This is a genomic window from Stenotrophomonas maltophilia, assembly GCF_002799155.1.
Classification (GTDB): domain Bacteria; phylum Pseudomonadota; class Gammaproteobacteria; order Xanthomonadales; family Xanthomonadaceae; genus Stenotrophomonas; species Stenotrophomonas maltophilia_R.
On sequence record NZ_NERD01000002.1, the window covers coordinates 3,018,467 to 3,044,174 of the forward strand.

The following is a 25,708-nucleotide window of genomic DNA, read 5'->3' on the forward strand; positions in this document are numbered from 1 at the left end:
GCAGGCTCAGGGTGCCGGCACCCGGGCCAGCAGCTCCTGCACCAGGCGCTCGCCGTCCCAGCCTTCGGCGGTGGCTTCATAGCTGGGCAGCACGCGATGGCGCAGCACGTCGGCGGCCACCGCACGCACGTCGTCGGGGGTGACGAAGTCGCGGCCGGCCAGCCAGGCGCGCGCACGTGCGCAGCGTTCCAGTGCGATGGAGCCACGCGGGCTGGCACCCCAGGCGATGCGGCGGCCGAGGCCGGCGTCGTAGCGCGACGGGTCGCGCGACGCCAGCACCAGTTCGATCAGGTACCGCTCCAGCGCCGGCGCCATGTGCAGGTCCAGCACTTCGCGGCGGGCGTCGAACACGTCCTGCATCGGCATCTTGTCGGGCGCCGGCGCGGCCTCGCCCAACGCGCCACGGGCACGCTCGCGGGCCAGCCGCAGGATTTCCGATTCGGCCGCCTGGTCCGGGTAGCCGATGCGCACATGCATCAGGAAGCGGTCCAGCTGCGCTTCCGGCAGCGGGAAGGTACCTTCCTGCTCGATCGGGTTCTGCGTGGCCATCACCAGGAACAGCGACGGCAGCGCATAGGTATGGCGGCCAACGGTGACCTGGCGCTCGCCCATGGCTTCCAGCAGCGCCGACTGCACCTTGGCCGGCGCGCGGTTGATCTCGTCGGCCAGCAGGATCGGGTGGAAGATCGGGCCGGGCACGAACTCGAAGCGGCCTTCCTGCGGGCGCCAGATCTCGGTACCGGTGAGGTCGGCCGGCAGCAGGTCGGGGGTGAACTGCACGCGGGCAAAGTCCGCTTCCAGGCGCGAGGCCAGTGCACGGATTGCCGTGGTCTTGGCCAGGCCCGGCGCGCCCTCCACCAGCAGGTGGCCGTCGGCCAGCAGCGCGATCAGCAGGCGTTCGACCAGTGCCGCCTGGCCGACGATCTCGGCCGACAACGCATCGCGCAGCTGGGTGAATGCCGCATGCAGGCGGGAGGTGGCCGGCGCGGGCGGCGGCGAGACGGATTCGGGCATCGGCGGTGGCAGGTTCATGGGGGCCTTTGACCGGCGCAGGACGGCACGGGTTCCCGACATCATCGCAGGGTGCCTTGCGATTGGCATCAAGAACGGCTGAACAGCCCTCCGCGTAGAGCGTGGTTCCCCTGGCGGAAACGAAGAAGGGCCGCACGAGGCGGCCCTTCTTCGAACACCTGAGTGCGCTGGATCAGTTCTGCTTGGCCACGCGCAGCACCTTCGGGGTGACGAACACCAGCAGCTCGGCCTTGTCCTTGTTGCGACCGCGCTTCTTGAACAGGTTGCCCAGGAACGGCACGTCGCCCAGGAACGGCACCTTGCTGATGCTGTTGCGATCGGTGAACTCGTAGACGCCACCGATCACCACGGTCTGCCCATCCTCGACCAGCACCGCGGTGTTGACTTCGCGTCGGTTGATCGACGGCACGGTGCCGTAGCCCTCCAGCTGGATCAGCTGGTCGACTTCGTCCTTCTTCACCTGCATGTTGAGGAACACGCGGTTGTCGTTGGTGATGGTCGGGGTGACCTTCAGCTCCAGCACCACTTCCTTGAACTGGACGTTCGGGGTCGCCACGCCGCCAGCGGTACCACCGCTGATGGTGACGTAGCCGATTTCCTTGCCCTGCTTGATCATCGCTTCGCGCTGGTTGGTGGTGACCACGCGCGGGTTGGAGATCACCTCGCCTCGCGACTCCTGCTGCATGGCCGACAGCTCCACGTCCAGCAGGTAACCGGCATTGAGGATCGACAGCGCCAGCGAACCCGGGTTGCTGGCGGCAGCCACCGGCAGGTTCCAGTTCAGGCCACGGGTGATCGCCGAGCCGGACTTCACCGGCGGCGGGCCGATCCGGCCACCCGCTTCCCAGTCACGCTCGGCCTTGGCATTGGCCAGGTCGGTTGCGACCTGCGACTTGCGGGTCTCGGCATTGGCATCCAGGCTGCCACTGAAGTACACGTTGTCACGGCTGCCGCTGACACCGAACTTCGCGCCCAGCTCGCGGGCGAAGGTATCGGTGGCGATGACGATGCGGCTTTCGATCAGCACCTGGTCGACCGGGCGGTCGATCACGTTGATCAGCTCGCGCATGCGCGCGATCTTCTTCGGGATGTCGCTGATCATCAGCGTGTTGGTGCGTTCGTCGGCCACGATGCGGCCGCGCGAGGACAGGAAGCCACTGTCTTCCTGCGAGGAGCTGCCCGAACCACCACCACTGCCACCACCACCGCCGCCGCCGATGCCCTTGGCCTCGGTCAGCGCTTTGAAGATCTGCGTGGCGCTGTGGTAGTTGATCTGGATGTAGTCGGTCTGCAGGTCTTCGCGGTTCTCGATGGCGATGCGCGCGTCTTCCTTTTCCTGCTCGAACTTGGCCAGTTCGGCCTGCGGCGCCACCCAGATCACGCTGCCGTCGCGACGCTTGTCCAGGCCCTTGGCGCGCAGGACGATGTCCAGCGCCTGGTCCCACGGCACATTGACCAGGCGCAGGGTCACGTTGCCCTGCACCGAGTCGGACGCCACCACGTTCAGGTTGGACTCCTCGGCGATCAACTGCAGCACGGTGCGCACCGGCACGTCCTGGAAGTTGAAGGTCACCGGCTTGCCGGTGAAGCCGCGCTGGCCGACGGCCTTGGCCGCCTGGGTGACGCTGCCGGCGGTGACCGCACCCACGGCGGCCTGGGCCTGCCGCGGGCTGATCTCGACCACGTACTCGTTGCCGCTCTGGTAGGCCAGCGATTCCACGGCGCCGCCAGTGCTCAGCACCAGCTGGGTACCGGCACCGGACGGCTTGGCGTCGATGCGCTGCACCGGCGTGGCGAAGTCGGTGACGTTCATCGGCTTCTGCAGGTTGGCCGGTAGCCGGGCATTGCCAACGTCGACCACGACGCTGTTGCCCTGCGTGCGCAGGTCAGGAATCGCGCCCTGCCCGTCGAACTGCACGATCAGGCGCCCGGCGCCGTCATCGCCACGCTTGAAATCGATCTTGGACACCGACAGGCCAGCCGGCGCGGCGGCCGGTGCCACGGTGGCGCCCACCGGCTTTTCCGCCGGTGCGGCAGCCAGCGCCGGAGCGCAGGCCAGCATCAGCGCGACTCCCAGCGCGCTGACACGGTTCAAGGTAGAGCGCCGGATGGGACGCAGCCCCTTGGCTTGGTGAAAGGTCATCGTGCTATCCCCAGTAAACGATCATTGATCTTCAAGCGAGAGCGTTGCCGGCCGTTCCAGCCAGCCACCCGCGCCATCCGGCACCAGTTCGATCAGCTCCACGCGGTCTTCGAAGACCGCCGTGACCCGCCCGTCGCTCTGCCCCAGGTAACCGCCCGGGCGAACCCGGTAGGTAACCTTGTCCGGCCCCATCACCAGCGCCACGGTGCCTGCACCGGTGCCGATGGTGCCGACCATGTCCAGCGCATCCAGCGGGAAGCCTTCCAACGGCTCCTTGCGCCGGTTCGGGTCCGGTCGCAATCCGCCATTCCCCTGCTGCGGATTGGTCCAGGCATCGGTGAACGGATCGCGCATGCCCTGCGCGGAGTATTCAAAGGTCTCGAACTGCTGCATCACCGGCAGTGGCTCCAGCGGTTGCGCCGGTCGCGCACGCTCGCCTTCCACCCATTTCTCAAGGTTCGGTGCGTCGCCGGGCGTGCTGGTCACGCCACGGCCGCAACCGGCCAGCAGCAGCACAGCCAGCACCATCGCACCACGTACGGTCTGCGCGCGCATCACTTCTTGCCCTCCTTGCCAGCGTCGGATGCCTGCTGCGCCTGCACTTCGGTCTCGTCCAGGTAGCGGTAGGTCTTGACCGTACCGGACAGTTCCAGTGCACCGCTGCGGACGTTGCCGCCGGTCTTTTCCTTGGGCTTGAGGTTGATGTCATGCATGGTCAGGATCACCACCCGCGGCAGCGAGGCCACGCCACTGACGAACGCACCGAACTGGTGGTAACTGCCCACCATGCGCAGCTTGATCGGCTTCTCGGCGTAGAACTCCTTGATCTGCTCCTGCTCCGGCTCGAACAGCTCGTTGGTCAGGCCGCTGGACAGCGCGGTCTGCGAGATGTCGATGATCAGGTCGGGCATTTCGGTCTTGCTCGGCAGCTGCCGCAGCATCTGCTGCAGCACCTGCTCCATCTGCGCCAGTTGCTGTTTCAGCGGCCCCAGGTTCACCGCGCGTTCCTGCTGCTTGGTGAACTCGGCGCGCAGCTCGGTTTCCTTCGATTCCAGCCCGGCCAGTTCCTCGCGCTTGCCGCTGATCAGCAGCATCCACGCCACGAACATGATGACCAGCGCCAGCAACGAGCAGAAGACGATCTTGGCCTTCTGCGGCCAGTTGCCGATGTCGTTGAAATCCAGGTTCTTGAGGTCGATCTTCTGGCTCATGCGCGGTCCCCCTGCAGCAGCGCATTGAAGGCCTGCGGCGGCTGCGCCAGGCGGCTGCCCTCGGGCTTCGGGGCAGGTGCCGGGGCCGGAGCGGCCGGCTGGTTCGGTTTGGCCGGAGTGGCCGACGGTGCAGCGGCCGGTGCGGCGGGAGCCGCTGCCGGCTGGCCCGGTGCGGGAGCCGCAGGCGTCGCGGCATCCGGACCTGCGGCCAACGGAGCCACCGGGGCCGGCGCAGCCGTCGCCACCGAGCCATCGGCGTTCAGGCCCGGCGTCGCCGAAACCTCTTCGCTCTGTGCCGGCAGCTTCACCTTGACCACGAACACATACGGCAGCGCCTTGATGTCGGCCAGCGGGCCGACCTTGCCGTCCTTGTCCTTCTCCGGGTCACGCGCTTCGATGATCGACAGCTCCGGGTTGGTCATCCAGCCGGACGTCTCCAGGTTGCGCATGTACGCCGAAACGCGGGCATTGGACTGGGTGCGCCCTTCCAGCGTCAGCACATCCCCTTCCTGCTTCAGCGCGGTCAGCACCACGCCGTCGGGGATGGTGCGCACCAGCGCGTCGAACAGGTGGACCATCTGCGAGCGCTTGGCCTGCAGCTCCTCGATCACCTTCTTGCGGGCCAGCAGGCGTTCCTTCTGCGCGTCGAGGCGGTCGATCTCCTTGTTCTGTTCCTTGACCTTCTCGATCTCGGCTTCCAGATAGGCGTTGCGGTCCATCTGGCCGCTCACCTGGCGGTCGTAATAGAACCAGATCATCAGCGACAGCAGCAGGCCACCGACAGCGGCCATGCCCAGCATTGCGTAGAACTCGCGCTGGCGTTGCTTGCGCCGCTCGGCGCGCCAGGGCAATAGATTGATGCGTGCCATCAGTCAAAGCTCCTCAGCGCCAGACCGGTCGCGATCATCAGCGCGGGGGCATCCTGGGCCAACGCGTGCGCGTTCACCTTCGGCCCCAGGGTCATCTGCGCCAGCGGGTTGGCGACCACGGTTGGCACACCCAGCTGTTCCTCGACCATCTCCGGCAAGCCACCCAGCACGGCACAGCCGCCTGCCAGCACGATGTGATCGACGCGGTTGAATTCGCTGCCTGCATAGAAGAACTGCAGCAGGCGGCTGATCTGCTGGACCGTGGCTTCCTTGAACGGCTCCAGCACTTCCATCTCGTAGCTTTCCGGCAGGCCGCCCTGGCGCTTGGCCAGCCCGGCTTCCTCGTAGCTCAGGCCGTAGCGGCGCATGATCTCGTCGGTCAGCTGCTTGCCACCGAACACCTGTTCGCGGCTATAGAGGCTACGGCCGCCGCGCAGGACGTTGAGGGTGGTCATGGTGGCGCCGATGTCGACCAGCGCGACCACGCCGTCGATGGACACCGGCAGCTCGCTGGCGACCAGGGCGTAGGCGTTCTCGACCGCGAAGGCCTCCACGTCCATCACCTTGGCCTGCAGGCCACCGAGTTCCAGCGCGGACTGGCGCAGCTCGACATTCTCCGAACGCGACGCGGCCAGCAGCACCTGGACCATCTCCGGGTTGTTCGGGATCGACCCGATCACCTCGAAGTCCAGGTTCACTTCCTCGATCGGATACGGAATGTAGTTGACCGCTTCCAGCTCGATCTGGGCTTCCATGTCGTTTTCGTCGAGATCGGCCGGCATCGGGATCACCTTGGTGATCACCGCCGACCCCGCGACGGCGGCAGCGGCCAATTTCGCCTTGCTGCCTGAGCGGTTCATCGCCCGGCGGATGGCCTCACCCACGGCCTCCACTTCAACGATGTTCTTCTCCACCACCGCATTCGGTGGAAGAGGTTCCACAGCGTAATGTTCCACGCGGAAACGATTGCCACTGCGGGACAGCTGCAAAAGCTTTACCGCAGTCGAACTGATGTCGACGCCCACAAGCGGCGACTGACTTTTTGGGATGAGCCCCACGGTTTCTCCCCTGCCGACGGGCACTTGGACGCAAGAGCTGCGTCCGCGCATTAATAACGTATTCTTAGCAAATGGCAACCGCCCTGCTGTGAAATCCCTCACGGATTCACGATGCAGCCCCTGGCAATTCCCCTTGCGCTCCCCGGTGCCGACCCCAGCCGCCACCTTGCGTAATCTATACTCTGCGACCACGAAATTCGCAATCGGAATCTGAACCCGATGACTCGACTCCGCCGCTGGCTGCGCTGGATCTTCCTGATTGTCCTGGTCCTGGCGCTGATCGGCGCGGCCGCCGTGGGCGGTCTGTACTATGCCGTTTCCTCCAAGCTTCCCGACGTGCAGACCCTGCGCGACGTGGAAATGCAGGAGCCGATGTACGTCTATGCTGCCGATGGCAAGCTGATGGCGGTGTTCGGCGAGACCCGGCGCACCCCGATCACCATGAAGGACGTGCCCGAGAAGCTGAAGCAGGCGTTCCTGGCCACCGAGGACGCCCGCTTCTACGAGCATGGCGGTGTGGACTACAAGGGCATCGGCCGCGCGGTATGGCTGCTGGCCACCACCAACGACAAGCGCGTGCCGGGTGGCTCCACCATCACCCAGCAGGTCGCCCGCCAGTTCTTCCTCAGCTCCGAGTACAGCTATACCCGCAAGCTGGCTGAGATCCTGCTGGCGCGGAAGATCGAGTCCGAGCTGAGCAAGGACGAGATCTTCGAGCTGTACCTGAACAAGAGTTTCTTCGGCAACCGCGCCTACGGCGTGGCTGCTGCCGCCGAGTTCTACTACGGCAAGAAGCTGAACGAGCTGGACCTGGACGAGATGGCCTCGCTGGCCGGCATCCCCAAGTTCCCCTCTTCGGGCAACCCGATCTCCAACCCGGAACGTGCCCGCCAGCGCCGCGACAACTACGTGCTGCAGCGCATGGCCGACCTGAAGTTCGTCAGCCAGGCCGAGGCCGACGCGGCCAAGGCCGTGCCGATGCACGCCACCGCGCATGAGCCGCCGGTGCAGGTCGATGCCCCGTACGTGGCCGAGCTGGTGCGCCAGGAAATGATCGCCCGGTTCGGCGGCGACGTGGTCAACAAGGGCTATCACGTCACCACCACCATCGACTCCACCCTGCAGACCGCCGCGAACCAGTCGGTGCGCGACGGCCTCCTGCTGTACGACCACCGCCACGGCTGGCACGGCGTGGAGAAGCAGGTGCAGCTAGGCGCCGGTGACGACACCGCGGCCCTGGCCGAGCACCTGCGTGGCATGGTCGGCCAGGCCGGCCTGCTACCGGCGATCGTCGCCAGCACCGGCGCCGATGGCAGCGCCACCGTGGTGCTCGCCAACCGCACCGAGATCGTGCTGCCGGCCGGTGCTGCCAAGTGGACCAACAAGACCCCGGGCAAGCTGGTGCAGCGCGGTGACATCGTGCGCGTGCGCGCCGGTGCCAAGGAAGGTGAGTGGCTGCTGGACCAGATCCCGCGCGGCCAGTCCGCACTGGTCTCGCTGGACGCCCACAACGGCGCGTTGAAGGCGCTGGTGGGTGGCTTCAGCTTCTCCGGCAACAAGTTCAACCGCGCCACCCAGGCCCGTCGCCAGCCGGGGTCCAGCTTCAAGCCGTTCGTCTATGCGGCCGCCTTCGACAAGGGCTACAACCCGGCCTCGATCGTGCTCGATGCCCCGGTCGTGTTCCGCGACCGCCGCGGCAAGACCTGGGCCCCGCAGAACGACGGCGGCGGATTCCGCGGCCCGATGCGCCTGCGCGAGGCGCTGGTGCAGTCACGCAACCTGGTGTCGGTGCGCCTGCTGGATGGCATGGGCGTGGACTACGCCCGCAAGTACATCAGCGAGTTTGGCTTTGCCGAATCGGAGTTGCCGCCGAACCTGTCGATGTCGCTGGGTACCGCCTCGCTGACCCCGCTGTCGGTGGCGCGTGGCTACGCCGTGTTCGCCAACGGCGGCTCGCGCGTGGACACCTGGCTGATCGACCAGGTCAACGACCGTGACGGCAACCTGGTGTTCAAGGAAAACCCGGCGCTGGCCTGCCGCGACTGCGCCGGCAGCAGCGACCAGCCGGTCAACCAGGTGGTGGACGGCTTCAACTTCGGCGCTCCGGCCCCGAAGGTGGACCCGGCCGCCGCAGCCAAGGTCGAAGCCCCGGCGGCACCGGCCAACCCGGATGCCCGCACCGCCCCGCGCGCGATCGACGCCCGCACGGCCTACCAGCTGGTGTCGATGATGCGCGACGTGGTCCAGCGCGGTACCGGTGTCCAGGCCAAGGTGCTCGGCCGCGAGGACGTGGGCGGCAAGACCGGCTCCACCAACGACCATCGCGATGCCTGGTTCTCCGGCTTCGGCGGGCCGTACGTGACCACCGTGTGGGTGGGCCGCGACGACTTCCGCTCGCTGGGCTACCGCGAATACGGTGGCAAGGCCGCCCTGCCGATATGGATCGAGTACATGCGCACCGCGCTGAAGGACACCCCGATCGCGCAGAACGACCCGCCCAGCGGCATGGTCCAGGCCACCCTCAACGGTGCTACCGAGTGGGTGAAGGTGGAAGACATGGACCGCCTGACCGACTACGACCTGAACCTCAATACGCCGCAGGCCGACGCCGCCGCGTTCGATATTTTCTGAGGAAGAATGTTGGGGGTGCCAACCGTGGGTTGGCACCTCCGCGGAATACCCACGCAGATGTCACATCCGTGCGCTAGTCTGTAGCCAGGTCGCAACAGGGAGTCATCGCATGCATCGCGCCCGTCAGCATGCTGCCAGCCAGACCCGCGAGCGGCGCCACCGCCTCGCCCACGAAGCCGCCCGCCTGATGGCCGAAGGCGGCATCCGCGACTACCACCAGGCCAAGTTGAAGGCCGCCAGCCGGCTCGGCATCCACGACGATGCCTCCCTGCCCCGCAACACCGAGATCGAGGACGCCCTGCGCGAGTACCAGCGGCTGTTCTCCGGGCCCCGGCACGGCAACGAACTGCAGCGCCGCCGCGAGGCCGCGATGCGCGCGCTGGAGTTCCTGCACGGCTTCGCCCCGCGCCTGGCCGGTCCCGTGCTGGACGGCACCGCCGACGCGAACAGCCCCGTGCAGCTGCACCTGCACAGCGACGACCCGGAGGCCGTGCACCGCTTCCTGGACGAACACGGCATTCCTGCCGAATCGCGCACGCGTCGCCTGCGCATGGACCGCGAGCGATGCCTGGACGTGCCGGTGTGGGTGTTCAGTGCCGAGGAGCTGACCTTCGACCTGGCCGTGCTGCCGTATGACGCCCTGCGCCAGGCACCGTTGTCGCCGGTGGATGAGAAGCCGATGCGGCGCGCGTCCGTGGCGCAGTTGCGGCAGGTGCTGGCCGAGGTGGAGATCACTGCGTACATCGGCGGGTGACGGTAGCTCCGGCCTTGGTCGGTGCGGGCCGTTGGTCCGCACGGCGCTTCAGGCGTCCGGATACCTGACCGAAGAGCAGTCGAGCATGGCTCCAGCCTCCCCTACCGGAGCTCATGCGGCTCCTTGGCATCGCCGGTCAGCAGGCGTGCCAGCCACGGCGCACCCGCGCGCCGTGGATACTCCATCATCATCCGGGCGTGCATGTCCTGCAGGTCAGCCAACAGCCAGGTCTGGTTGTAGACGTCGCCGAACGCGTCGGACCAGGCCGTCTGTATCCGCGCGCGCTCCCCCCCGTTGAGATTGGGCATCCTGTCCAGCGGTACCTCCAGCACCGGCGCCAGCCCCTCGTTGATGGCGGTGTTTTCCGCCTGCGCTGCGCGGAGCAGTGACAGCCGATGCTTCAGCTGCCAGCACGGGTATGGGAAGCAGCTGCCCGTGGCTTCGATGTACGCCGCCATGTCGGCCAGCATATGGGCTTTCAGCTGCCACACCATCGCACTGTCCAGCAGCTCCCGTACCCGCATCGTGCGCAGCGTACCGGCCCGGACTTCTTCTGGCGTGGTGAACGGCTCACCGGGTGTGGTGCCGCCATGCTGCACCAGCACGATGCGATGGATCGCCTCGCCGGTGATGTTCTCCACGCGCAGCGCTGCCACCTCCGGGTGCACGCGCGGCGGCGGCACGCTCACCACCCGCCAGTGGTACCAGAGCACCAGCACCATGCCGGTCAGGCACAGCAGGGTGAACAGGACCCAGCTGTCCAGATTGCGGGTGTAGTAGAAGTACCGCGCCCGCCACCGATAGAACGTGCGGTAGCTGATGAATCGACTCACCCATCGGTACATCGCCATCTCCTCGGCAAGGACCCCGGCGCGACGGGGTGGATTACGCGCGTCACGCCAGGGCTCCATGACTTACCAGCCGATGCCCACACCGACGCCCATGCTGCGCTCACCGCTGTTGGTGAACGCACCATTGAGGCTGAAGGTGGCCGAGCCCTTCTCGTTGAGCACGCGCTGGTAGCCCACCGCCATGGCCGACTCACCCTCGCTGTAGCCCACACCCGCACCGAGGCGGTTGTAGGTCGCCAGGCCGGCGGTGTTCATCGCCATCGCCGTCTGCGCACTGCTCATCGCCGCCATGCGGTTGAAGCGCTTGTCCATCTTGTCCAGGCGGCGCTCGAAGTTGCTGATCGCCCCATCGGTGTACTCGTTGGCGCGGGCCAGCATCTTCTCCAGCTCGGCGGTGTCGACCTGCGGCTTCGGCGATTCGTCCCTGTTGGCCTTCGGCTGCGGCGTGGGCTTGTCACCCTCGCCTACCGAGGCAACCTGCTGGGAGTCCTTGCCTTCCGGTACCACAGGAGTTTCCTCGGCCTGCGGCTTCGGAACCGAGGACGACGCCAGGGCACGCGGTGCCGGGGCATCGTCGATGCGCTGCTCCAGACCGTCCATGCGGCCATTGAGCTGCTGCTGCATCGAATGCAGCTGGCCACCGTTGACCGCATCACGGCTGCCGGCCGCGATCAGGCCGTTGGCCACGTTGGAGATGACCATGCCGTTGGCGCCGGCGAGGGTGAGCTGGTTGACGCCGTCGGCGCGGACCGAAGGTGAATCCTGGAAAATCGAACTGAGCTGACCTTCCACCTTGTCCGCGCGACGGCCGGCAGTGATGACGGCGCCATCGAGTGCCATCAGTGCATCTTCGACGGTGCTCTGCGTTCCGCCTTGCACCGTATAGGTCGGGGCGATGATGTTGCCGTTGCCGTCCATGCCTGCGCCGCCCCCGAGAGTGGCGAGGGAATCCTTGAGCTGGGAGACAGTGGTGGCGTTGTGGTCGGCTGTACCTCGGGCAATGTTGGTCAGACGACGTTGAGTTGTAGCATTGCCAAAAGACGCGGTTCCAGGCTCGTCTGCAGCGGAGTCTGCACCCAATGCCATGGAGCCAATAGCAGAGTCTCCAACCACAGCGCCCGCTCCGATCGCAACTCCGTTGTTTGCATGCACCTGAGCACCTGCTCCCATCGCAAAACCATCCGAGGCGCCACCAGCGACTCCAGCTCCACGGCCCACTGCCACTGAGTTCTTTCCAACGGCTGTTGCGAATGCTCCCAATGCGGTGCCTCCTTCAGCTCCGGCCTTCGCTGAATCACCAATAGCCACTCCAAGCAAGGCCGCCTCTGCGCGCTCACTGAATGAGTCAACACCCACGCTCACATAGTGATTGGCGCTCTCCAAATCCGCAATTCGACTATTCGTCGAGTGGAGCTGACGGCCCGACACGGCCTCTGTGCTACTGGCATCAATGGAGCCATCCGCAACACCACTGATCTTCCGATTGGCATTGGCGCTGTTGCGCACATCCAAGATCGTGCCACTGTTCTTCTCGCCCAAACGCACACTCCCAGACGCAGATCCTTGGGCCACCAGCCCGCCCAGTGCCGTTGTCTCAGCCAGCGCCTTGGCGGCATCCGTCTTTGCCACGCCAGCTTCCGTACCCGCAGACCTGGCAATGCCCTCCACCGTCGCCACCTTGTCATTGGTCACGTTTAGCTGCCTGCCGTTGACGGCCTCATAGCTGCTGGCGCTGACTACTCCATCAGCCACACCGGTCAGCTTCCGATTCGCGTTTGCGCTGTTGCGTATATCCAGCACGGCGCCGCTGTTCTTCTCGCCAACACGAACGTTGCCGTTGACAGCCACTTGACCGACAAGACCCTTCAAGACTCCAGTATCAGCCAATGCCGTGTCCGCGCTGTCCTTCGCTGCGCTGGCTGCCGTCTGTGCCGAGTTCACGTTCGCGTTGGTTTCATGGAGCTGCTTGCCGGTCACGGCATCGTTGCTGGTCGCGCTGATGGCCCCGTCGGCGACGCCGACGATCCTGCGGTTCGCATTGGCACTGTTGCGCACATCCAGCTGCGTGCCACTGTTCTTCTGTCCCAGGCGAACACTCTCATTGGCAGCGGTCTGGCTGACGAGGCCACCCAGCGCCACCGTTTCGGCCAGCGCATTGCCCGATTCCACCTTTGCAGCGTTGGCGGTGGTCGTCGCTCCGTCAGCTGCTGTCTGGGCCTTGGTCACGGCCTGGTTGGTGGCATGAAGCTGGTTACCGGTGATGGCATCTGTGCTGCCGGCCCCCACTGCGCCATCGGCGATGTACTGGATCTTCCGCTTCCTGCTGGCGCTGCCGACCGATACCGAATTGGCTGACGCGGTCACCGCACCTGCACCCAGCGCAACGGCATTCTCATGTGAGGCCTGAGCGCGGTCACCCAGCGCCACGGAGCTGGTGTTCGAAGCCTTGGCCAGATTGCCCAGCGCACTGGCGAACTTTGCCGTCGCCTCGCTACCGCGACCCAGTGCCGTTGCCTGGCTGGCGACTGCCTTGCTCAGATAGCCGACCGCCGTAGCGTGCTCAGCCTGGGCTTTAGCGTCACCGCCTACAGCAATCGAGAAGTTTCCGCTTGCGTTTGCACGGAAGCCGGTTGCAACGGCACCGTTGGCGCTACGGGTTCCGGCACCGACCGAGACACCCGCGTTCTGGTTCGCCACCTTGTTGCCGTCCGCATCCACGCCAGCGCGCGCGTCGTCGCCCAACGCTACGCTGCGGCCGTTGTACGCTTTGGCGTTGTTGCCGAGTGCGGTGCTGACGCCGTAGCTACCATTCTCTGCGGTGGCACCTTTGCCCAAAGCCAAGGTCGTTGCATCGATGCGGTTCGTCGCGGCCTGTGCAATTGACTTCACCGCGGCCAGCTCACCCGTCACATCGCCTGCGGTCTTCTCCACGGCCGTGAGCCGGGTATTGGTCTGGAACAACTGGTTGCCAGTGATGGCATCGGTGCTGCCGGCACCCACCACACCATCGGCGACGTACTGGATCTTCCGCGTGGACTTCGCGTTGCCCACGGACACGGAATTGGCCGAGGCGGTGACCGAACCAGCCCCCAGCGCAACTGCGTTTTCGTGCCCTGCATGTGTACCGTTTCCAAGGGCCAGTGAACTGACGCCCGTTGCCCTCGCAAGATTGCCCACTGCGGTGGCGAACTTCGCCGTTGCCTGCGTTCCTCGCCCCAGGGCCGTCGTCTGCTGGGCCCCGGCGATACTGGCTTTCCCGAGAGCGGTACTCAGCTCTTCATTGGCGACGGCATCTGAGCCGATCGCAACAGAGAAATTGCCACCCGCAACGGCCTTGTGACCCATGGCCACGGCACCGTGCGCACTCCGGGTACCGGACCCCACCGAGACGCCGCCCGCCCTGCCATTGACCTTGTTTCCTGCCACATCGACGCCGGCGCGCGCGTCATCGCCGAGCGCAACGCTCGCGCCGTTGTAGCCTTTGGCGTTGTTGCCGACTGCCGTGCTTGCGCCATAGGTGGTATTCGACTCTGCCAATGCTCCCTTGCCAAGCGCCAGTGCCGTCGCATCCACCCGATTGTTGACCGATTGCGCAAGGGTTTGCGTTGCAAACAGCTGCTTGCCGGTAACGGCATCCGTGCTTGCCGCACTCAAGCGCGCATCGGCCACGTTGACAATTCGTCGCTTGGTAGACGCGTTGCCAACGGAGACCGAGTTTGCCTCGGTCGCTTCTGAGTTGGCGCCGATGGCTGCAGATCCATTAGCCAGTGCCTTCGCATGATGACCGAGCGCAACGCCGCTGAACTCTGCACGCGCGTTGCCACCCACTGCAATGGCTCCGGAATAGCCAGCGGTTCCCGCAAATGCATTCCCTCCGATAGCGATGCGGGACACACCTGCCGTGCTTTCAACTGTGCGGGCGCCACTACCTACTGCTATGGAGTTCTGAGCGTAGGCACGAGCATCGTGACCGACAGCAGTGGTGCCGACGCCCGAGGCAACCGAACTCGCACCCAGTACCGTCGAGTAGCCGCTCTTTGCCTCTGCCTTGTAGCCAACCGCTACATTTCTATCCCCTTTTGCGACTGCTTCATTCCCTACCAGAACACTGCCTTTTCCTGACAATGAGGACGCTGTCCCGTAGACCACTGAGCCCCAACCGTTGATGCTGGACCTGGATCCAAGAATCATCTGCATGTCGCCGTTGAGCGTGGCGTCCTTGTAGTAGGCATCGTTGAGCAATGCCAGCTGGGTGTGGATCGCACGCGGTTGCGCTGCAAAGAGCGAAGACACCATCGGAGAATGAGCCAGAAAGCGCGCGGCTTCCCACTCCACCGTCCGCTCGCTCTCAGACACAGGCTCCGCGTTCTCACTCGCCGATGCAGCGAGCGCCGTCGACGCGACAACCAGCAAAGCAAGCGCCCTGAGCTTGGTTGACGACCGCTTGCCGCACGATGCGCTCAGCTCACTACCAACTACCCAGCATTGCTTTGCATGACTCCAGATACGACGATAGATGTGATTCATGTTCTTTCCTTAACAGGACAAGGGAAACAAAGCCCCGCGCGTGCGCGGGGCAATAGAAGGTCAGGCGCTTGGCGCCAGGGTCGTCACGTGATCGCGATAGCCGTCGTTCGACAGGCGGTACTGCAACTGCAGGGTGTTGCCCGGCTGGAGCTGGAAGGGCAAGGTCAGCGCAGCATCGGGGTAGAGACTTGTGGACAGCTCGCGCGGCGTGCACGCGCCACCGGCGTTGCATTCGGCAGCACCGGTAATGCCCACCCGCAGCGTGCCGGTATTGCGCAGGGTGTTGCCCTGTAGTTTCAGATCCACGTGGCCTTTGGCAGGCACCACGTTCACCAGCGCGCCCCAGACCAGGCTGACGCCGACGTTGGCCTGCGCCGCCTGCTCGTCGCCTTCCAGGATCGTGCCGTCGGGGCCCTTCACCCCCTCGAAGTAGATGCGGTAGGCCGCCTCTTTTTCGACGGTCTGCAGCGGAATCACCCGGATCAGGCGATTGCTGCCGCCGCTGAGCGCGAACTTGCCGGGCGTGATGGCAATCGCCGCATCGGCGGCCTCTACTTCGATCTCTTCTTCACCCACCTGTGCCGGGTTGGAGATGCGCAACAGGCGCGCCTGCACGTATTGCGGTTGGGTGGATTGCGAATACACGCGAATCTGCGTGCCGTGCTTGGCATCCACCGCTGCGCGCATCGGATGAATGGACAGATTGGCCTGTGCCGGTGGGGCCAGCAGTGCGCTCAGCGGCAGCAGGCAGAACAGCAGCTTCTTCATGATGAGCCTCCGTGGTGATCAGGGTTTGGCGGTCGGCACGCGCAGCTCTACCGTGAGCTCGCCCTCGTAGAGACCGGGGCGTTTGCTGGCGATGGGTGTGGGCGGCGTTTCCAGCGTCAGTGGCGTGGGCACGCAGTACACGGGTTGGCTGATGCCGGGTAGCAGCACCATGCGCAGTTGCGCGCTGTCGATGCCGCGCAGCAGCTGTTCTTCGCCGTGCTTCATCGCCAGCAGGTTGCCGCCGTAGTTCAGGCCGACCTGGTAGTCGAGGCGCTGGGTGTCGTCGCTGCCGCCGTCCTGATGCCAGACCGCGAAGTCGCGCCCCGGCGGTGGGCGCGGCCCGCTGTCGCGCACGGTGACGCCGAGGAATTCGCTCTGCGAACCCACGCCGTCGTAGAGGCACATGTCCACGTCCTTGCGCCCGGCGACGACCTTGCGAATGGGGTCGTAGCGCAGGTCCATGTTGACCAGCGGTGCAACGCCGTCGAAGCCGGGGAAGTAGATCGATATCGCGTCGTAGTCGGTGACGGTGAAATCGAAATTGAAGGTGGCTGTGGCTACTGGTGCTGCGGCAGGGTCGGCTTTGATGTTCAGGCGCATCGTAGCCTTCCAGTGGCCAGCGACGAGCCGCGAGATCTCGCGCTGAGGCAGGATCAGCTCGACGCCGGTTCCAAGCGGATCATCTGCGCCTCCCCCTACGCCGCATCGAAACCAGAATGCTGAGTCTAAGGGGCGCACCCGGTCGTGCCAGAAGTCACCAGTGCATATCCGTCCTGACATGACTCTCCGCATGCTTCCAATTGCACGGACTTCCGCAATCAGCCCCGTCCTGCGCTCTGCAAGACGCAGCACAACTTCAGATGCTCCGGATGCAAGGGAGGGCTCGCCTACTGTTGGACACCGCCCAAACTCAGCATCAGAAGCAGACCCACAAACCACATGGATCTGCCCATACTTCAGCGCGAGGTCGTGGCTGAACCCCAACACCGTCCGCGGCGCCCACAGCTCCACATCACCCGGCACCGCCGAGCGATCCCACGACATCACGATGTCCCTGCTCTGATCCGTCGGGTGCGTTTCCGGCGGCCACTGCGCCCACGCCCTGGGCGCCAACACCACCAGCGCACACATCAGCATCAACACCAACAACACACGCCGGTTCATGGCGTTCCTCCTGCAGCAGCGGTCTGGGGCGTGGCGGCAATCAACGCGCGTTCCTGCAGCAGGCGGGTCACGCGGGCCTGCTGGCGGATCTGCGGCGGCAGCTGGGCCACGGCCAGCGGCTCGCAGTGCACGGCACCGACCAGCAGCACCACCTGGCGGCGCTCGCGCACCTGCAGCGGGCAGTGCAGCAGGCGGTCGTCCTGCAGCAGGTACAGCGTTGTCTCGCGACGCGGGAAGTCGGCAACGAAGCCGCCGTTGGCGCTGGTGCCGGGCACCGGCGCGTTGAGGATGCGGGCGCCGCCCAGCGGCGCTCCGGCAAGATCCTTGGCGTTGCCGATGAAGGTGTAGGTCACCTCGATCGGCACCGGCATGCGCATCAGGCGGCCGGGGCTGAGGAACATTGGGCGTGCACCGCCCACGCCAGTCACGCGGATGGCGGCGATGCTGTCCAGCGTGCTGGCATCCTGTACTTCGGCGCGGTGCGACTGGTACGACGACAGCGGCAGCAATCGGCGCTCGCCGATCTGCAGGCGCTGGCGGCGCAGGCCGCCCACCTGCAGTTCGGCCGCCACGCCGCGCAAGTCGACGTCATCGGTGTCGGCCACCTGCACGGCCAGGCCGGCGTCGGCACCGCTGCTGCCGCTCCAGTAGAAGCCGCGCTTGCCCAGTGCGAAACCGGAGCTGTGCATGCCGCTGTAGGCGGTCTCGCTGCGGCCGCGCTGCTGGTAGTGCGCCAGCGTGGCGCCGCTCTGGCCCAGGCTGTTCTGCAGCTGGCCGCTGAGCGTGGCGCTGTAGCGGTCGCTGTTGTTGGCGCGCAGTTCGGCCGACAGCTCGCGGTACTGCGCGTCCACGTCCTGGCGCAGGCTGTGGCCGACGCTGTAATTGATGTCTGGGCGCTGATGCTGCGGCTGGCGCACGTCCACGCTGTAGCGGCGCTGGCCGCTGCCGGCGGTGCCGCGCAGCAGGCGGGTCAGGCTCAGGTTGAAGTAGATGCCACGGTCGCGTTGATCACTCCCGCGCAGGCTGTCGCTGGCACGCTGCTGCCACACGCCCAGGCGCGTGGAGACGCTGAAATCCTGCCAGCGATGGCTGCGGCTGAAGCTGGCCTGCCAGGTGCGGCTGAGCTGCGGCTCGCGCCGCTGCCACGGTGCCGGCGGCGGCAGCAACGGGTCCAGCCCGGCCAGCGGATCGTCTTCTGCGCCCGGCAGGATCCGTCCTGCGCGCCAGGTCTGGCGCCGCGTGTAGCCCACATAGGCACTGCCACCGGCCAGCGGCAGCGCCATCGAGGCGCTGAGCGAGTTGGTGCAACCCAACTGGTCGCGCGCGTCGGCCTCGAACTGGCAGGCCTTGCCGCGCATGCGCTGCTGGTAGATGTTCCAGGACGCGGTGCGGCGGTACGACAGCTGGTGTTGCTGGCCGGTGCTGCCATCGCTGCCGCGCATGCCGCCAAAGCTGGCGCGCAGTTCCTGGGTGGCGTACAGGCGGCGCAGGTCCACGCGCAGTTCGCCGTAGCGGAAGCCGCCGAGGTCGGCAGCGCCGGCCACCACCGCCACGTCGCGGCCCAGCGGCACACGCATGCCAGCCACCGCCACGCGTTCGCCATCGAAGCGATCACTGCGGCGCTCGCTGCGCTTGCCGCCCTGCACGAACCACTGCCACTGGCTGTTGGTCCAGTCGCCGCCCTTGTCGAACGGCGCGTCTTCGCTGCGCACCAGCACGCCATCTTCGTAGATGCGCAGGGTGATGTTGTAGTTGCCGAACGGGAAGTTGCGGGTGTCGATCTGGTTGATGCCGGCCTGCAGGTAGAAGGTCTGCAGCAGGCGCGTGCCGTCGTAGGCATCCACGCGTGCGTCGCGCGCCAGCAGTACTGTCAGCGGCGTGGCCTGCACGGCAGCATCAGCGTCCACGTAGGCCTGGGTGGTGCCCACTCGCAGGCCCTGGAAGCGGTCCAGCGGCAGCATGCTGAAACTGAAGGTGCCGCCCTGTGGGCTGGACAGGTTGCGGCGATCCATGCGCCCGGCCTGCAGATAATGCGCCTGCCCCAGGTCGTGGCGGTAATAGACGTTGTCGAACTCGAAGGCGCTGTCACTGCCGCGGCTGCGGTAGCGCTGCTGGTTGAAGTTCCATTCGGCGGAGACATGCCCGCGATCAAACAGGCCCAGCACGCCGGTGCCTCGCGCGGACAGCGTCTGGTAGTCGCGGCTGCCACTCACATTGATCACCTGCTGGTGCAGGAAGGCGTTCTCGGCGTTGGCGCTGACGCGGTGGAAGCGCTCGGCGGCCGGCTTGCCGGGAATCCACTGGCGGGCGACGAACAGGCGCAGCGCGCCCTCGCCTTCGTCGTACAGCGCGCGCACGGCGGCGGGGTCTTCCGGTGGATCGAGATAACCGCAGCCGGCGGTGGCGCCACCGTAGCGGCAGGCCAGGTGGCTGTTGCGCGGCATGGGCTGTGACAATGCGGGCAGCAGCGCGGCCTGCGCCTCGGCGGGCAGGTCCAGCGCCTGCAGTACGCGGGCGGGATCTTCCAGCTGTACGTGCTCCAGGGTCACGCGCACCGGCGACAGCCCGGCCGAGCGGCCGAACAGCTGGATGTCGAGTTGTTCAGTCTGGCCTTCGACCAGATCCTCGAAGCCGGGCGGGACGCCGCGTGCGGCCACCAGTGGAGTGGACAACGCCAGGGCGAGCGCGACCGCCAGCCGGGTGATGGCGGGGGCGTGTGATGTCATGGGGGTACCGCTGGAAAAGCAGCCGGCCCGGCGTGCGGGCCGGCGCGGGAATTAAGGCGTGGTGGCCTTCTGGTTCAGCACGACGCTGACGATGCCGCCGTAGCGGCCCTTGGTGGTGATCGGCGCCGGGGTAGTCTGGGCGATGGTCAACGGCATCGAAATCGAGGCGCCCGGGGTAGAGCCAGCACCCGTGAACAGATCAGCCGCCTTGTACTCGATCGCAGTGGCATCCAGCGTGCGATTGTTCAGGCTGACGGTCATCGGGATGGTGACGGTGCCGGTCTCGTTGGCCAGGACGAATGGGCCGTCGATACGGGCCTCGATGTCGGCCTTCTCATCATTGGAATGGATACGCACACGCTGGGTATCCGGGATCAGCCCGCGCAGCGGGTCGTGGGTCAGGGTGACCATATCCGGCAGCGGAGTACCGTCATCACGCAGCAGGGCCAGGGTCGGGTCGACGTCGGCGTAGACGGAGATCTTGGTTTCCACGGCATGCGCGGACAGCGAAGCCGTGGCCAGCGCTGCAGCGAGCGCGGCCTTCTTGAGAATGGCGTGCATTGTTGTCTCTCTCGGACAAGGGGGAATATGAAAGCTCCCCTCCCCAAGGAGAAAAGGGAGGGAAGCGCCGCCCGCGGGGATGGGTGCGGGCGACGGAGAGAATGTTAGAAACCCCTTGCTATGCAGACCATTCAAGCTTTCCTAAAACACTGAACGTTAAGGAGAATCCTTGAGGGCGTTCAACGTTTGAGAGTTATGCAATTCCCCTCATTTGTGGAATGCAAGAAACCTCATTGCCTTGCTTTTGTAGAGTCGACTGTTAGTCGGCTGCTCTTCTGATACGCGCTTGGCGCGTGAGTCGAGCGTGGCTCGACTCACGCCATGTCGCCACCACAAGCGAGCCTCAGCCCGCGGGCACCACGGTAACGTGATCAACATCAATGTCGGTCGGCTTGAACCGATGCGTATCGACCTTGCCACGCAGCTCGACCACGGTATCGGCACCGACGGCCTGCGGCGGCATGTCTTCGTCGTCGATCTCCACTTCGATCTGGCCGCTCGCATCGCGGAACTGGTAGCGCTCGTGACCAAGCTTGGTGACGAGGTTGCCACGCAGCACCACCGGGTGGTCGTCGCGCTGGGCGCGCGCGTCGTTGACGGTACTGACAGCGGTTCCTGCGCCTGGGCCGGTGTACTGCGCGGACACCTGCGGGCTCAGCACGGCCAGCGGCGTGGCGATGAGGGCAACGGCAAGCAGTCGGTTCATGGTGTTCTCCATGGTTGAGTGGTACCCGCAGGTTCTATCGCCTCGGATGTGATGCCTATGCAATAGATCCGAAAAGATGTGAAAGCGACATTCATTGTCAGAAAGCATTCAGATCCTGAAGCGCGCGCGTGCAGCGGCGAGTCCGTGCTCGACCCCAGAGGATCGTGCGGTCCCACGGTCCGCACCTGTCAGGTCCGCTCCCCCAAAAAAAACGCCCCGCGGATGCGGGGCGTTCTTGGCACAACCTACGCGGGGCGATCAGCCCTGGTAGTCGCGCACGTCGCTGCCGGTGTAGACCTGGCGCGGGCGGCCGATCTTCATTTCCGGATCAACCTGCTGTTCCAGCCAATGCGAGACCCAGCCGGAGGTACGGCCCAGGGCGAACATGACGGTGAACATTTCGGTCGGGATCTGCAGCGCCTTGTAGATGATGCCGCTGTAGAAATCGACGTTCGGGTACAGCTTGCGGGCAACGAAGTACTCGTCCTGCAGCGCGGCCTGTTCCAGCTTCACGGCCACGTCCAGCAGCGGGTCCTGCACGCCCAGCTGCTTGAGCACCTTGCTGGTCATCTCGCCGATGACCTTGGCGCGCGGGTCGAAGTTCTTGTAGACGCGGTGGCCGAAGCCCATCAGGCGGAAGCCGGAGGTCTTGTCCTTGGCCTTGACCACGGCGGACTCGACGTTGTCGGCGCTGCCGATCTCTTCCAGCATCTTCAGCACGGCTTCGTTGGCACCGCCGTGGGCCGGACCCCACAGCGCGGTGACGCCAGCGGCGACCGACGCGTACGGGTTGGCGCCGGTCGAGCCGACCAGGCGCACGGTCGAGGTCGAGGCGTTCTGCTCGTGGTCGGCGTGCAGGATGAACAGCAGGTCCAGCGCCTTGACCACATCCGGGTTCAGATCGTACTGGCCGTCAGCCGACTCGAAGGTCTGCTTCAGGAAGCGGCTGACGTAGTCCAGCGAGGTGTCCGGCTTGTTGGCCGGCAGGCCCTTGCCGTGGCGGTAGATCAGCGCCGACAGGGTCGGCACCTTGGCGATCAGGCGCACGGCGGCCTGGCGGCGCTGTTCTGCGTCGGACAGGTCCAGCGAGTCGTGGTAGATGGCCGACAGCTGCGCGATCGCGGCCGCCAGGATGGCCATCGGGTGGGCATCCTTGGCGAAGCTGCCGATCAGGGTGTTGATCGAATCATCGACGTTGGCTTCGGCGGTCAGCTCATCGGTGAAGGCCTTCAGCTGCTCGGCGCTCGGGCGCTCGCCGTTGATCAGCAGGTAGGCCACTTCGACGTAGCTCGACTTTTCCGACAGCTGTTCGATCGGGTAGCCGCGGTACAGCAGCACGCCCTTGTCGCCGTCGATGTAGGTGATGGCGGACTTGCAGCTGGCCGTCGCGGTGAAGCCGGAATCGTAGGTGAAGAACCCCGTTTCCTTGGTCAGCTTCGCGATGTCGACGCAGTCGTTGCCAAGGGTGGGTTTGATGACGGGCAGAACGACCGACTTATCGCCGGCGTTGAGCGTGACCTGATCAAGATCGGACACTGTGTGCGCTCCTTCATGGGAAGGCGCCTGCCCAAGCGCATTGGTCAGGCACGTGAATGACGTCCACGACCTGTGTCGTGGATCACGCCATTATCGCACAGCAGCATTTGCCCGGCGCTAGACAGAAGTCGTAGACGGCAGGCGGCCAGAACCCGGCCAGCAAGCGGCCCGGATCGGCAAAAGCGTTGTCATACGAACGCAGTGTTCCGCCCATCCAAACGCCCGTTGGGTAGGCGTCGGGGAAAAACAAACGGCCGCGCAGAGCGCGGCCGTCGGTTCGAAGCGGGATCGACAGATCAGCGCGCGTAGCGCTTCTGGAACTTGTCGATACGGCCCGAGGTGTCGATGACCTTGTGCTTGCCCGTGTAGAACGGGTGCGAAGCAGAGGAAATTTCAACCTTGACCAGCGGGTATTCGTTGCCGTCTTCCCACTGGATGATTTCCTTCGTGCCCATGGTCGAGCGGGTCAGGAACTTGAAATCGGAGGTGACGTCATGGAAGACGACGTCGCGGTAGTTCGGATGGATATCGGCCTTCATGGGCTCACACCGTAAATGGGCTGGTGGTCAAGAGCGGCATTATAAGCACCGGTTGCCGCCCGGGGCAACCGGTGCCGGTCGATCGGCTTCAGTTCGCGCCCAGGGCGTGGCGTACCAGGGCCTCGAAACGCTGCTGGTCGTAGGCCATCAGCAGATCGCAGTTGTCCGGCTGGCCGGTCTGGCGGTTCCAGTCGACGATGGTGGCGCCGCGGCTGAACGTGCCGTTCAGCTCCACGTTCAGCGGCCGCGATTCGACCTGCAACTGCCCTTCCGGGTTCAGCGCCCAGGCCATGGCAACCGCATCGGCGGTGTACCAGCGGCCGCCCTTGCTGTCTTCGGACAGGGCACGGGTCTTGCGCGAGATCAGCTCATAGAAGCGGGCGCGATCGGAGTCGGCCTGCAGCCACTTCTCGGCTTCTTCCAGCGGCAGGCCGTGGGCGACGGTAGCCTCCCAGTCCGACACGAGCAGGTGCTTGAACGAGGTGAACACCACGTGCGCCGCTTCCGGATCGAAGGCGATGTTGAATTCGGCCGCCGGGGTGATGTTGCCGTGGCAGGTGACCGCCCCGCCCATCACCACGATGCGCTTGATGCGCTGGGGCAGGGTCGGGTCCAGCTTCAGTGCCAGCGCCAGGTTGGTCAGCGGGCCAAGCATCACCAGCATCAGTTCGCCGGCATGCTCGTGCGACAGGCGCAGGATGGCCAGCGCAGCGTGCTCGGCTTCAGCTTGGCGGCTCGGCGGCGGCAGGTCCACGTCGCCATAGCCATCACGGCCATGCACGTGGGCAGCGTCGACGGAGGGATGCAGCAGCGGATCCGGGCTTCCGGCAAACACCGGCACGTCGGCGCGGCCAACGATATCGCAGAGCTTGAGGGCGTTGCGGACGGTGTACTGCAGGCCGACATTGCCGGCGGCGATGGTCAGGGCGACCACATCGTGCCGTTCATCGGCAAAGGCCATCAGCAGGGCCAGGGCGTCGTCCACACCGGGGTCGGTGTCGATCAACAGGGGGATCTTGTGGGTCATCGTTGCCGTCTTCAGATCGGCAACGAAGTGTGGACCGGGATGATGACCGTTGCAATACCGGCCTGCCCCAGCGGCAAAGATGTGGGGGAGAGGGTTGGATCCGTTGCCCCCACCAACGCCCTGGCCAGCGCACTCACGAACATGAACAGATTTTAGTTCCGGGTCGCTTGGAGCGCCCAACATCATTTGCTATAAAAAGTTATGCACATTTTATAGAAAACAACCATGAAGCTGCCCGCGCCAGCTCCCGATCTGGCAACCCTCACCCGGAAGTACATGGAGACCCTCGGTACCATCCTGGACGCCCGGATCGGGCCCGAGGTGAACGGCGCCTATGAGCATTGGGACAGAGTCCGCCACAGAGCGCCACCGGCGGGCCTGAACGCGGAGCAGTGGTGGCTGGGCATCACGTGGACGCGCGCAGCATTGCTGAAGCCGCTACCGCTGTTGCTGGACAAGACGCAGCAACCCTTCAAGCTCGCACTCACCGATTCGATGCAGCGGCACCTGCATTACATCGACCGGGAGGCCGCAGGCTCGGTGAAGGGTGTGGATGCCGCCAGCGGCCAAGGACGGTTCCTGATCCGCTCGCTGATTGAGGAAGCGATGACCTCATCGCAGTTGGAGGGCGCCTCGACCACACGGGCCGTGGCGAAGGAAATGCTCAGCACGGGCCGTGCGCCGCGCGACCAGTCCGAGCGCATGATCTACAACAACTACGTGGCAATGAACGTGATCCGCGAGCGCGGCATACGCCCGATCACTCCCGGCGAGATTCTGGAGCTGCACAGCATCCTCACCGACGGCACACTGGAGCTACCCACCGACAGCGGGCGTTTCAGAACCGCCGAAGACAACGTTGCGATCTTCGATCGCGGCTCACCACCTACGCTGCTGCACATCCCTCCTCCGGCCGAGGAAGTGCCTGCGCGGATCGAGCGGCTGTGCACGTTCATCAATGAGGAAAGCACACCGTTCATCCATCCTGTCGCCAAAGCCATCGCACTGCATTTCCAGATTGGCTACGACCATCCTTTCGTGGATGGCAATGGCCGTACGGCGCGCGCACTGTTTTACTGGGCGATGATGAATGCCGGGTACTGGATGACTGAGTATTTCTCCATTTCCAGCGTGCTGAAGAAGTCCCCAGGCAAGTACATGCGGGCCTACCTCTACACCGAAAGTGACAATCGGGATCTTGGCTACTTCGTGGCGCAACAACTGGAGGTCATTGAGCAATCGATCCAGGGCTTGCATGCCTACATCGCCAGGAAGCATGCAGAGGATCAGGCAGCGCGACGCATGTTGCGAACCGCCCGGCTTGGCGGCGTGCAGCTCAATCATCGTCAGCGCGCCTTGCTGGCCAACGCGCTGAAGGATCCTGACCGGACCTACACCGTCGCCAGCCACCAGGCGGCACACACCATTACCTATCCGACCGCGTTGAAGGATCTGAATGGATTGGTGGCGTCTGGGCTTGTCAGCAAAGAGCGCGTCGGGAAGGCCTCCGAGTATCTCGTGCTTCCCGGCCTGTCGGAACGTTTGGCGCTGTAGATCCACGCCATGCGTGGATGTATGGATCAAGGTCCACACCCACCCATGCGG

19 protein-coding genes are annotated in these 25,708 nt (G+C 65.3%); 3 read left to right on the forward strand and 16 right to left on the reverse strand.

Translation table 11 applies throughout. The features are described 5' to 3' along the window. Window positions 1-6: 6 nt before the first annotated feature. The 6 genes from B9Y82_RS14550 to B9Y82_RS14575 form a co-directional block, all read right to left on the reverse strand. Entirely contained in the window at window positions 7-1,032 is a 1,026-nt protein-coding gene (locus B9Y82_RS14550) for an AAA family ATPase (RefSeq protein ID WP_100473776.1), read from the reverse strand. A gap of 172 nt (window positions 1,033-1,204) precedes the next feature. Then, window positions 1,205-3,175 carry a type IV pilus secretin PilQ gene (locus B9Y82_RS14555; protein WP_100473777.1) on the reverse strand — a complete coding sequence of 657 codons (1,971 nt, stop codon included), beginning with the start codon at window positions 3,173-3,175 and terminating at the stop codon, window positions 1,205-1,207. A 21-nt stretch (window positions 3,176-3,196) separates the two neighbouring features. Further along, window positions 3,197-3,730, reverse strand: a complete 534-nt coding sequence (locus B9Y82_RS14560) for a pilus assembly protein PilP (protein ID WP_005418914.1) — start codon at window positions 3,728-3,730, stop codon at window positions 3,197-3,199. Continuing rightward, a complete protein-coding gene (locus tag B9Y82_RS14565; RefSeq protein ID WP_100473778.1) occupies window positions 3,730-4,386 on the reverse strand; it encodes a type 4a pilus biogenesis protein PilO in 657 nt (218 codons plus the stop codon). Before B9Y82_RS14565 ends, B9Y82_RS14560 begins: the two co-directional genes overlap by 1 nt. After that, entirely contained in the window at window positions 4,383-5,255 is an 873-nt protein-coding gene (locus B9Y82_RS14570) for a PilN domain-containing protein (protein ID WP_100473779.1), read from the reverse strand. Before B9Y82_RS14570 ends, B9Y82_RS14565 begins: the two co-directional genes overlap by 4 nt. Then, complete coding sequence (locus tag B9Y82_RS14575) at window positions 5,255-6,313, reverse strand: pilus assembly protein PilM (RefSeq protein ID WP_014038321.1); 1,059 nt, start codon at window positions 6,311-6,313, stop codon at window positions 5,255-5,257. Before B9Y82_RS14575 ends, B9Y82_RS14570 begins: the two co-directional genes overlap by 1 nt. Window positions 6,314-6,532: 219 nt before the next feature. Here B9Y82_RS14575 and B9Y82_RS14580 point away from each other — a divergent pair, with 219 nt between their 5' ends. Next, window positions 6,533-8,944 carry a penicillin-binding protein 1A gene (locus B9Y82_RS14580; RefSeq protein WP_100473780.1) on the forward strand — a complete coding sequence of 804 codons (2,412 nt, stop codon included), beginning with the start codon at window positions 6,533-6,535 and terminating at the stop codon, window positions 8,942-8,944. A 109-nt stretch (window positions 8,945-9,053) separates the two neighbouring features. Continuing rightward, entirely contained in the window at window positions 9,054-9,698 is a 645-nt protein-coding gene (locus B9Y82_RS14585; protein ID WP_100473781.1) for a hypothetical protein, read from the forward strand. A 101-nt stretch (window positions 9,699-9,799) separates the two neighbouring features. Here B9Y82_RS14585 and B9Y82_RS14590 read toward each other — a convergent pair whose 3' ends face one another. The 10 genes from B9Y82_RS14590 to B9Y82_RS14635 all read right to left on the reverse strand — a co-directional run bounded on the left by B9Y82_RS14590 (window position 9,800) and on the right by B9Y82_RS14635 (window position 24,103). Then, window positions 9,800-10,543 (reverse strand): hypothetical protein, encoded by a 744-nt coding sequence (locus B9Y82_RS14590; protein WP_100473782.1) that lies wholly within the window; start codon window positions 10,541-10,543, stop codon window positions 9,800-9,802. A 69-nt stretch (window positions 10,544-10,612) separates the two neighbouring features. Beyond that, window positions 10,613-15,076 carry an ESPR-type extended signal peptide-containing protein gene (locus B9Y82_RS14595; protein ID WP_100473783.1) on the reverse strand — a complete coding sequence of 1,488 codons (4,464 nt, stop codon included), beginning with the start codon at window positions 15,074-15,076 and terminating at the stop codon, window positions 10,613-10,615. Window positions 15,077-15,136: 60 nt separating this feature from the next. Further along, window positions 15,137-15,844, reverse strand: a complete 708-nt coding sequence (locus tag B9Y82_RS14600; protein WP_100473784.1) for a pilus assembly protein — start codon at window positions 15,842-15,844, stop codon at window positions 15,137-15,139. Window positions 15,845-15,862: 18 nt separating this feature from the next. Further along, window positions 15,863-17,008 carry a CfaE/CblD family pilus tip adhesin gene (locus B9Y82_RS14605; protein WP_100473785.1) on the reverse strand — a complete coding sequence of 382 codons (1,146 nt, stop codon included), beginning with the start codon at window positions 17,006-17,008 and terminating at the stop codon, window positions 15,863-15,865. Then, window positions 17,005-19,734 (reverse strand): TcfC E-set like domain-containing protein, encoded by a 2,730-nt coding sequence (locus B9Y82_RS14610; RefSeq protein ID WP_100473786.1) that lies wholly within the window; start codon window positions 19,732-19,734, stop codon window positions 17,005-17,007. The genes B9Y82_RS14605 and B9Y82_RS14610 overlap by 4 nt, the downstream gene beginning before the upstream one ends. Window positions 19,735-19,785: 51 nt before the next feature. Continuing rightward, window positions 19,786-20,295, reverse strand: coding sequence for a CS1 type fimbrial major subunit (locus tag B9Y82_RS14615; protein ID WP_100473787.1), 510 nt, complete (start codon window positions 20,293-20,295; stop codon window positions 19,786-19,788). Window positions 20,296-20,638: 343 nt separating this feature from the next. Continuing rightward, the gene (locus B9Y82_RS14620; protein ID WP_100475242.1) at window positions 20,639-21,001 is read right to left on the reverse strand and encodes a NirD/YgiW/YdeI family stress tolerance protein; all 363 of its coding nucleotides are present in this window, start codon (window positions 20,999-21,001) and stop codon (window positions 20,639-20,641) included. A gap of 258 nt (window positions 21,002-21,259) precedes the next feature. Next, on the reverse strand, window positions 21,260-22,537 hold the full coding sequence (locus B9Y82_RS14625; protein WP_014038331.1) for a citrate synthase: 1,278 nt from the start codon (window positions 22,535-22,537) through the stop codon (window positions 21,260-21,262). A gap of 296 nt (window positions 22,538-22,833) precedes the next feature. After that, a complete protein-coding gene (locus tag B9Y82_RS14630; RefSeq protein WP_100473788.1) occupies window positions 22,834-23,076 on the reverse strand; it encodes a type B 50S ribosomal protein L31 in 243 nt (80 codons plus the stop codon). A gap of 88 nt (window positions 23,077-23,164) precedes the next feature. Beyond that, on the reverse strand, window positions 23,165-24,103 hold the full coding sequence (locus tag B9Y82_RS14635) for a nucleoside hydrolase (RefSeq protein ID WP_100473789.1): 939 nt from the start codon (window positions 24,101-24,103) through the stop codon (window positions 23,165-23,167). A gap of 225 nt (window positions 24,104-24,328) precedes the next feature. Here B9Y82_RS14635 and B9Y82_RS14640 point away from each other — a divergent pair, with 225 nt between their 5' ends. After that, the gene (locus B9Y82_RS14640; RefSeq protein ID WP_100473790.1) at window positions 24,329-25,657 is read left to right on the forward strand and encodes a Fic family protein; all 1,329 of its coding nucleotides are present in this window, start codon (window positions 24,329-24,331) and stop codon (window positions 25,655-25,657) included. The last annotated feature ends 51 nt before the right edge of the window (window positions 25,658-25,708 follow it).

What these genes read in the sequence shown, in the direction of transcription:
- B9Y82_RS14565 (WP_100473778.1), bottom strand. Translation starts at nt 4,386, where the DNA reads ATGAGCCAGAAGATCGACCTCAAGAACCTGGATTTCAACGACATCGGC.
- B9Y82_RS14620 (WP_100475242.1), bottom strand. Translation starts at nt 21,001, where the DNA reads ATGAACCGACTGCTTGCCGTTGCCCTCATCGCCACGCCGCTGGCCGTG.
- B9Y82_RS14605 (WP_100473785.1), bottom strand. Translation starts at nt 17,008, where the DNA reads ATGAACCGGCGTGTGTTGTTGGTGTTGATGCTGATGTGTGCGCTGGTG.
- B9Y82_RS14635 (WP_100473789.1), bottom strand. Translation starts at nt 24,103, where the DNA reads ATGACCCACAAGATCCCCCTGTTGATCGACACCGACCCCGGTGTGGAC.
- B9Y82_RS14600 (WP_100473784.1), bottom strand. Translation starts at nt 15,844, where the DNA reads ATGAAGAAGCTGCTGTTCTGCCTGCTGCCGCTGAGCGCACTGCTGGCC.
- B9Y82_RS14550 (WP_100473776.1), bottom strand. Translation starts at nt 1,032, where the DNA reads ATGAACCTGCCACCGCCGATGCCCGAATCCGTCTCGCCGCCGCCCGCG.
- B9Y82_RS14610 (WP_100473786.1), bottom strand. Translation starts at nt 19,734, where the DNA reads ATGACATCACACGCCCCCGCCATCACCCGGCTGGCGGTCGCGCTCGCC.
- B9Y82_RS14560 (WP_005418914.1), bottom strand. Translation starts at nt 3,730, where the DNA reads ATGCGCGCGCAGACCGTACGTGGTGCGATGGTGCTGGCTGTGCTGCTG.
- B9Y82_RS14630 (WP_100473788.1), bottom strand. Translation starts at nt 23,076, where the DNA reads ATGAAGGCCGATATCCATCCGAACTACCGCGACGTCGTCTTCCATGAC.
- B9Y82_RS14590 (WP_100473782.1), bottom strand. Translation starts at nt 10,543, where the DNA reads ATGTACCGATGGGTGAGTCGATTCATCAGCTACCGCACGTTCTATCGG.
- B9Y82_RS14640 (WP_100473790.1), top strand. Translation starts at nt 24,329, where the DNA reads ATGAAGCTGCCCGCGCCAGCTCCCGATCTGGCAACCCTCACCCGGAAG.
- B9Y82_RS14570 (WP_100473779.1), bottom strand. Translation starts at nt 5,255, where the DNA reads ATGGCACGCATCAATCTATTGCCCTGGCGCGCCGAGCGGCGCAAGCAA.
- B9Y82_RS14595 (WP_100473783.1), bottom strand. Translation starts at nt 15,076, where the DNA reads ATGAATCACATCTATCGTCGTATCTGGAGTCATGCAAAGCAATGCTGG.
- B9Y82_RS14585 (WP_100473781.1), top strand. Translation starts at nt 9,054, where the DNA reads ATGCATCGCGCCCGTCAGCATGCTGCCAGCCAGACCCGCGAGCGGCGC.
- B9Y82_RS14555 (WP_100473777.1), bottom strand. Translation starts at nt 3,175, where the DNA reads ATGACCTTTCACCAAGCCAAGGGGCTGCGTCCCATCCGGCGCTCTACC.
- B9Y82_RS14580 (WP_100473780.1), top strand. Translation starts at nt 6,533, where the DNA reads ATGACTCGACTCCGCCGCTGGCTGCGCTGGATCTTCCTGATTGTCCTG.
- B9Y82_RS14615 (WP_100473787.1), bottom strand. Translation starts at nt 20,295, where the DNA reads ATGCACGCCATTCTCAAGAAGGCCGCGCTCGCTGCAGCGCTGGCCACG.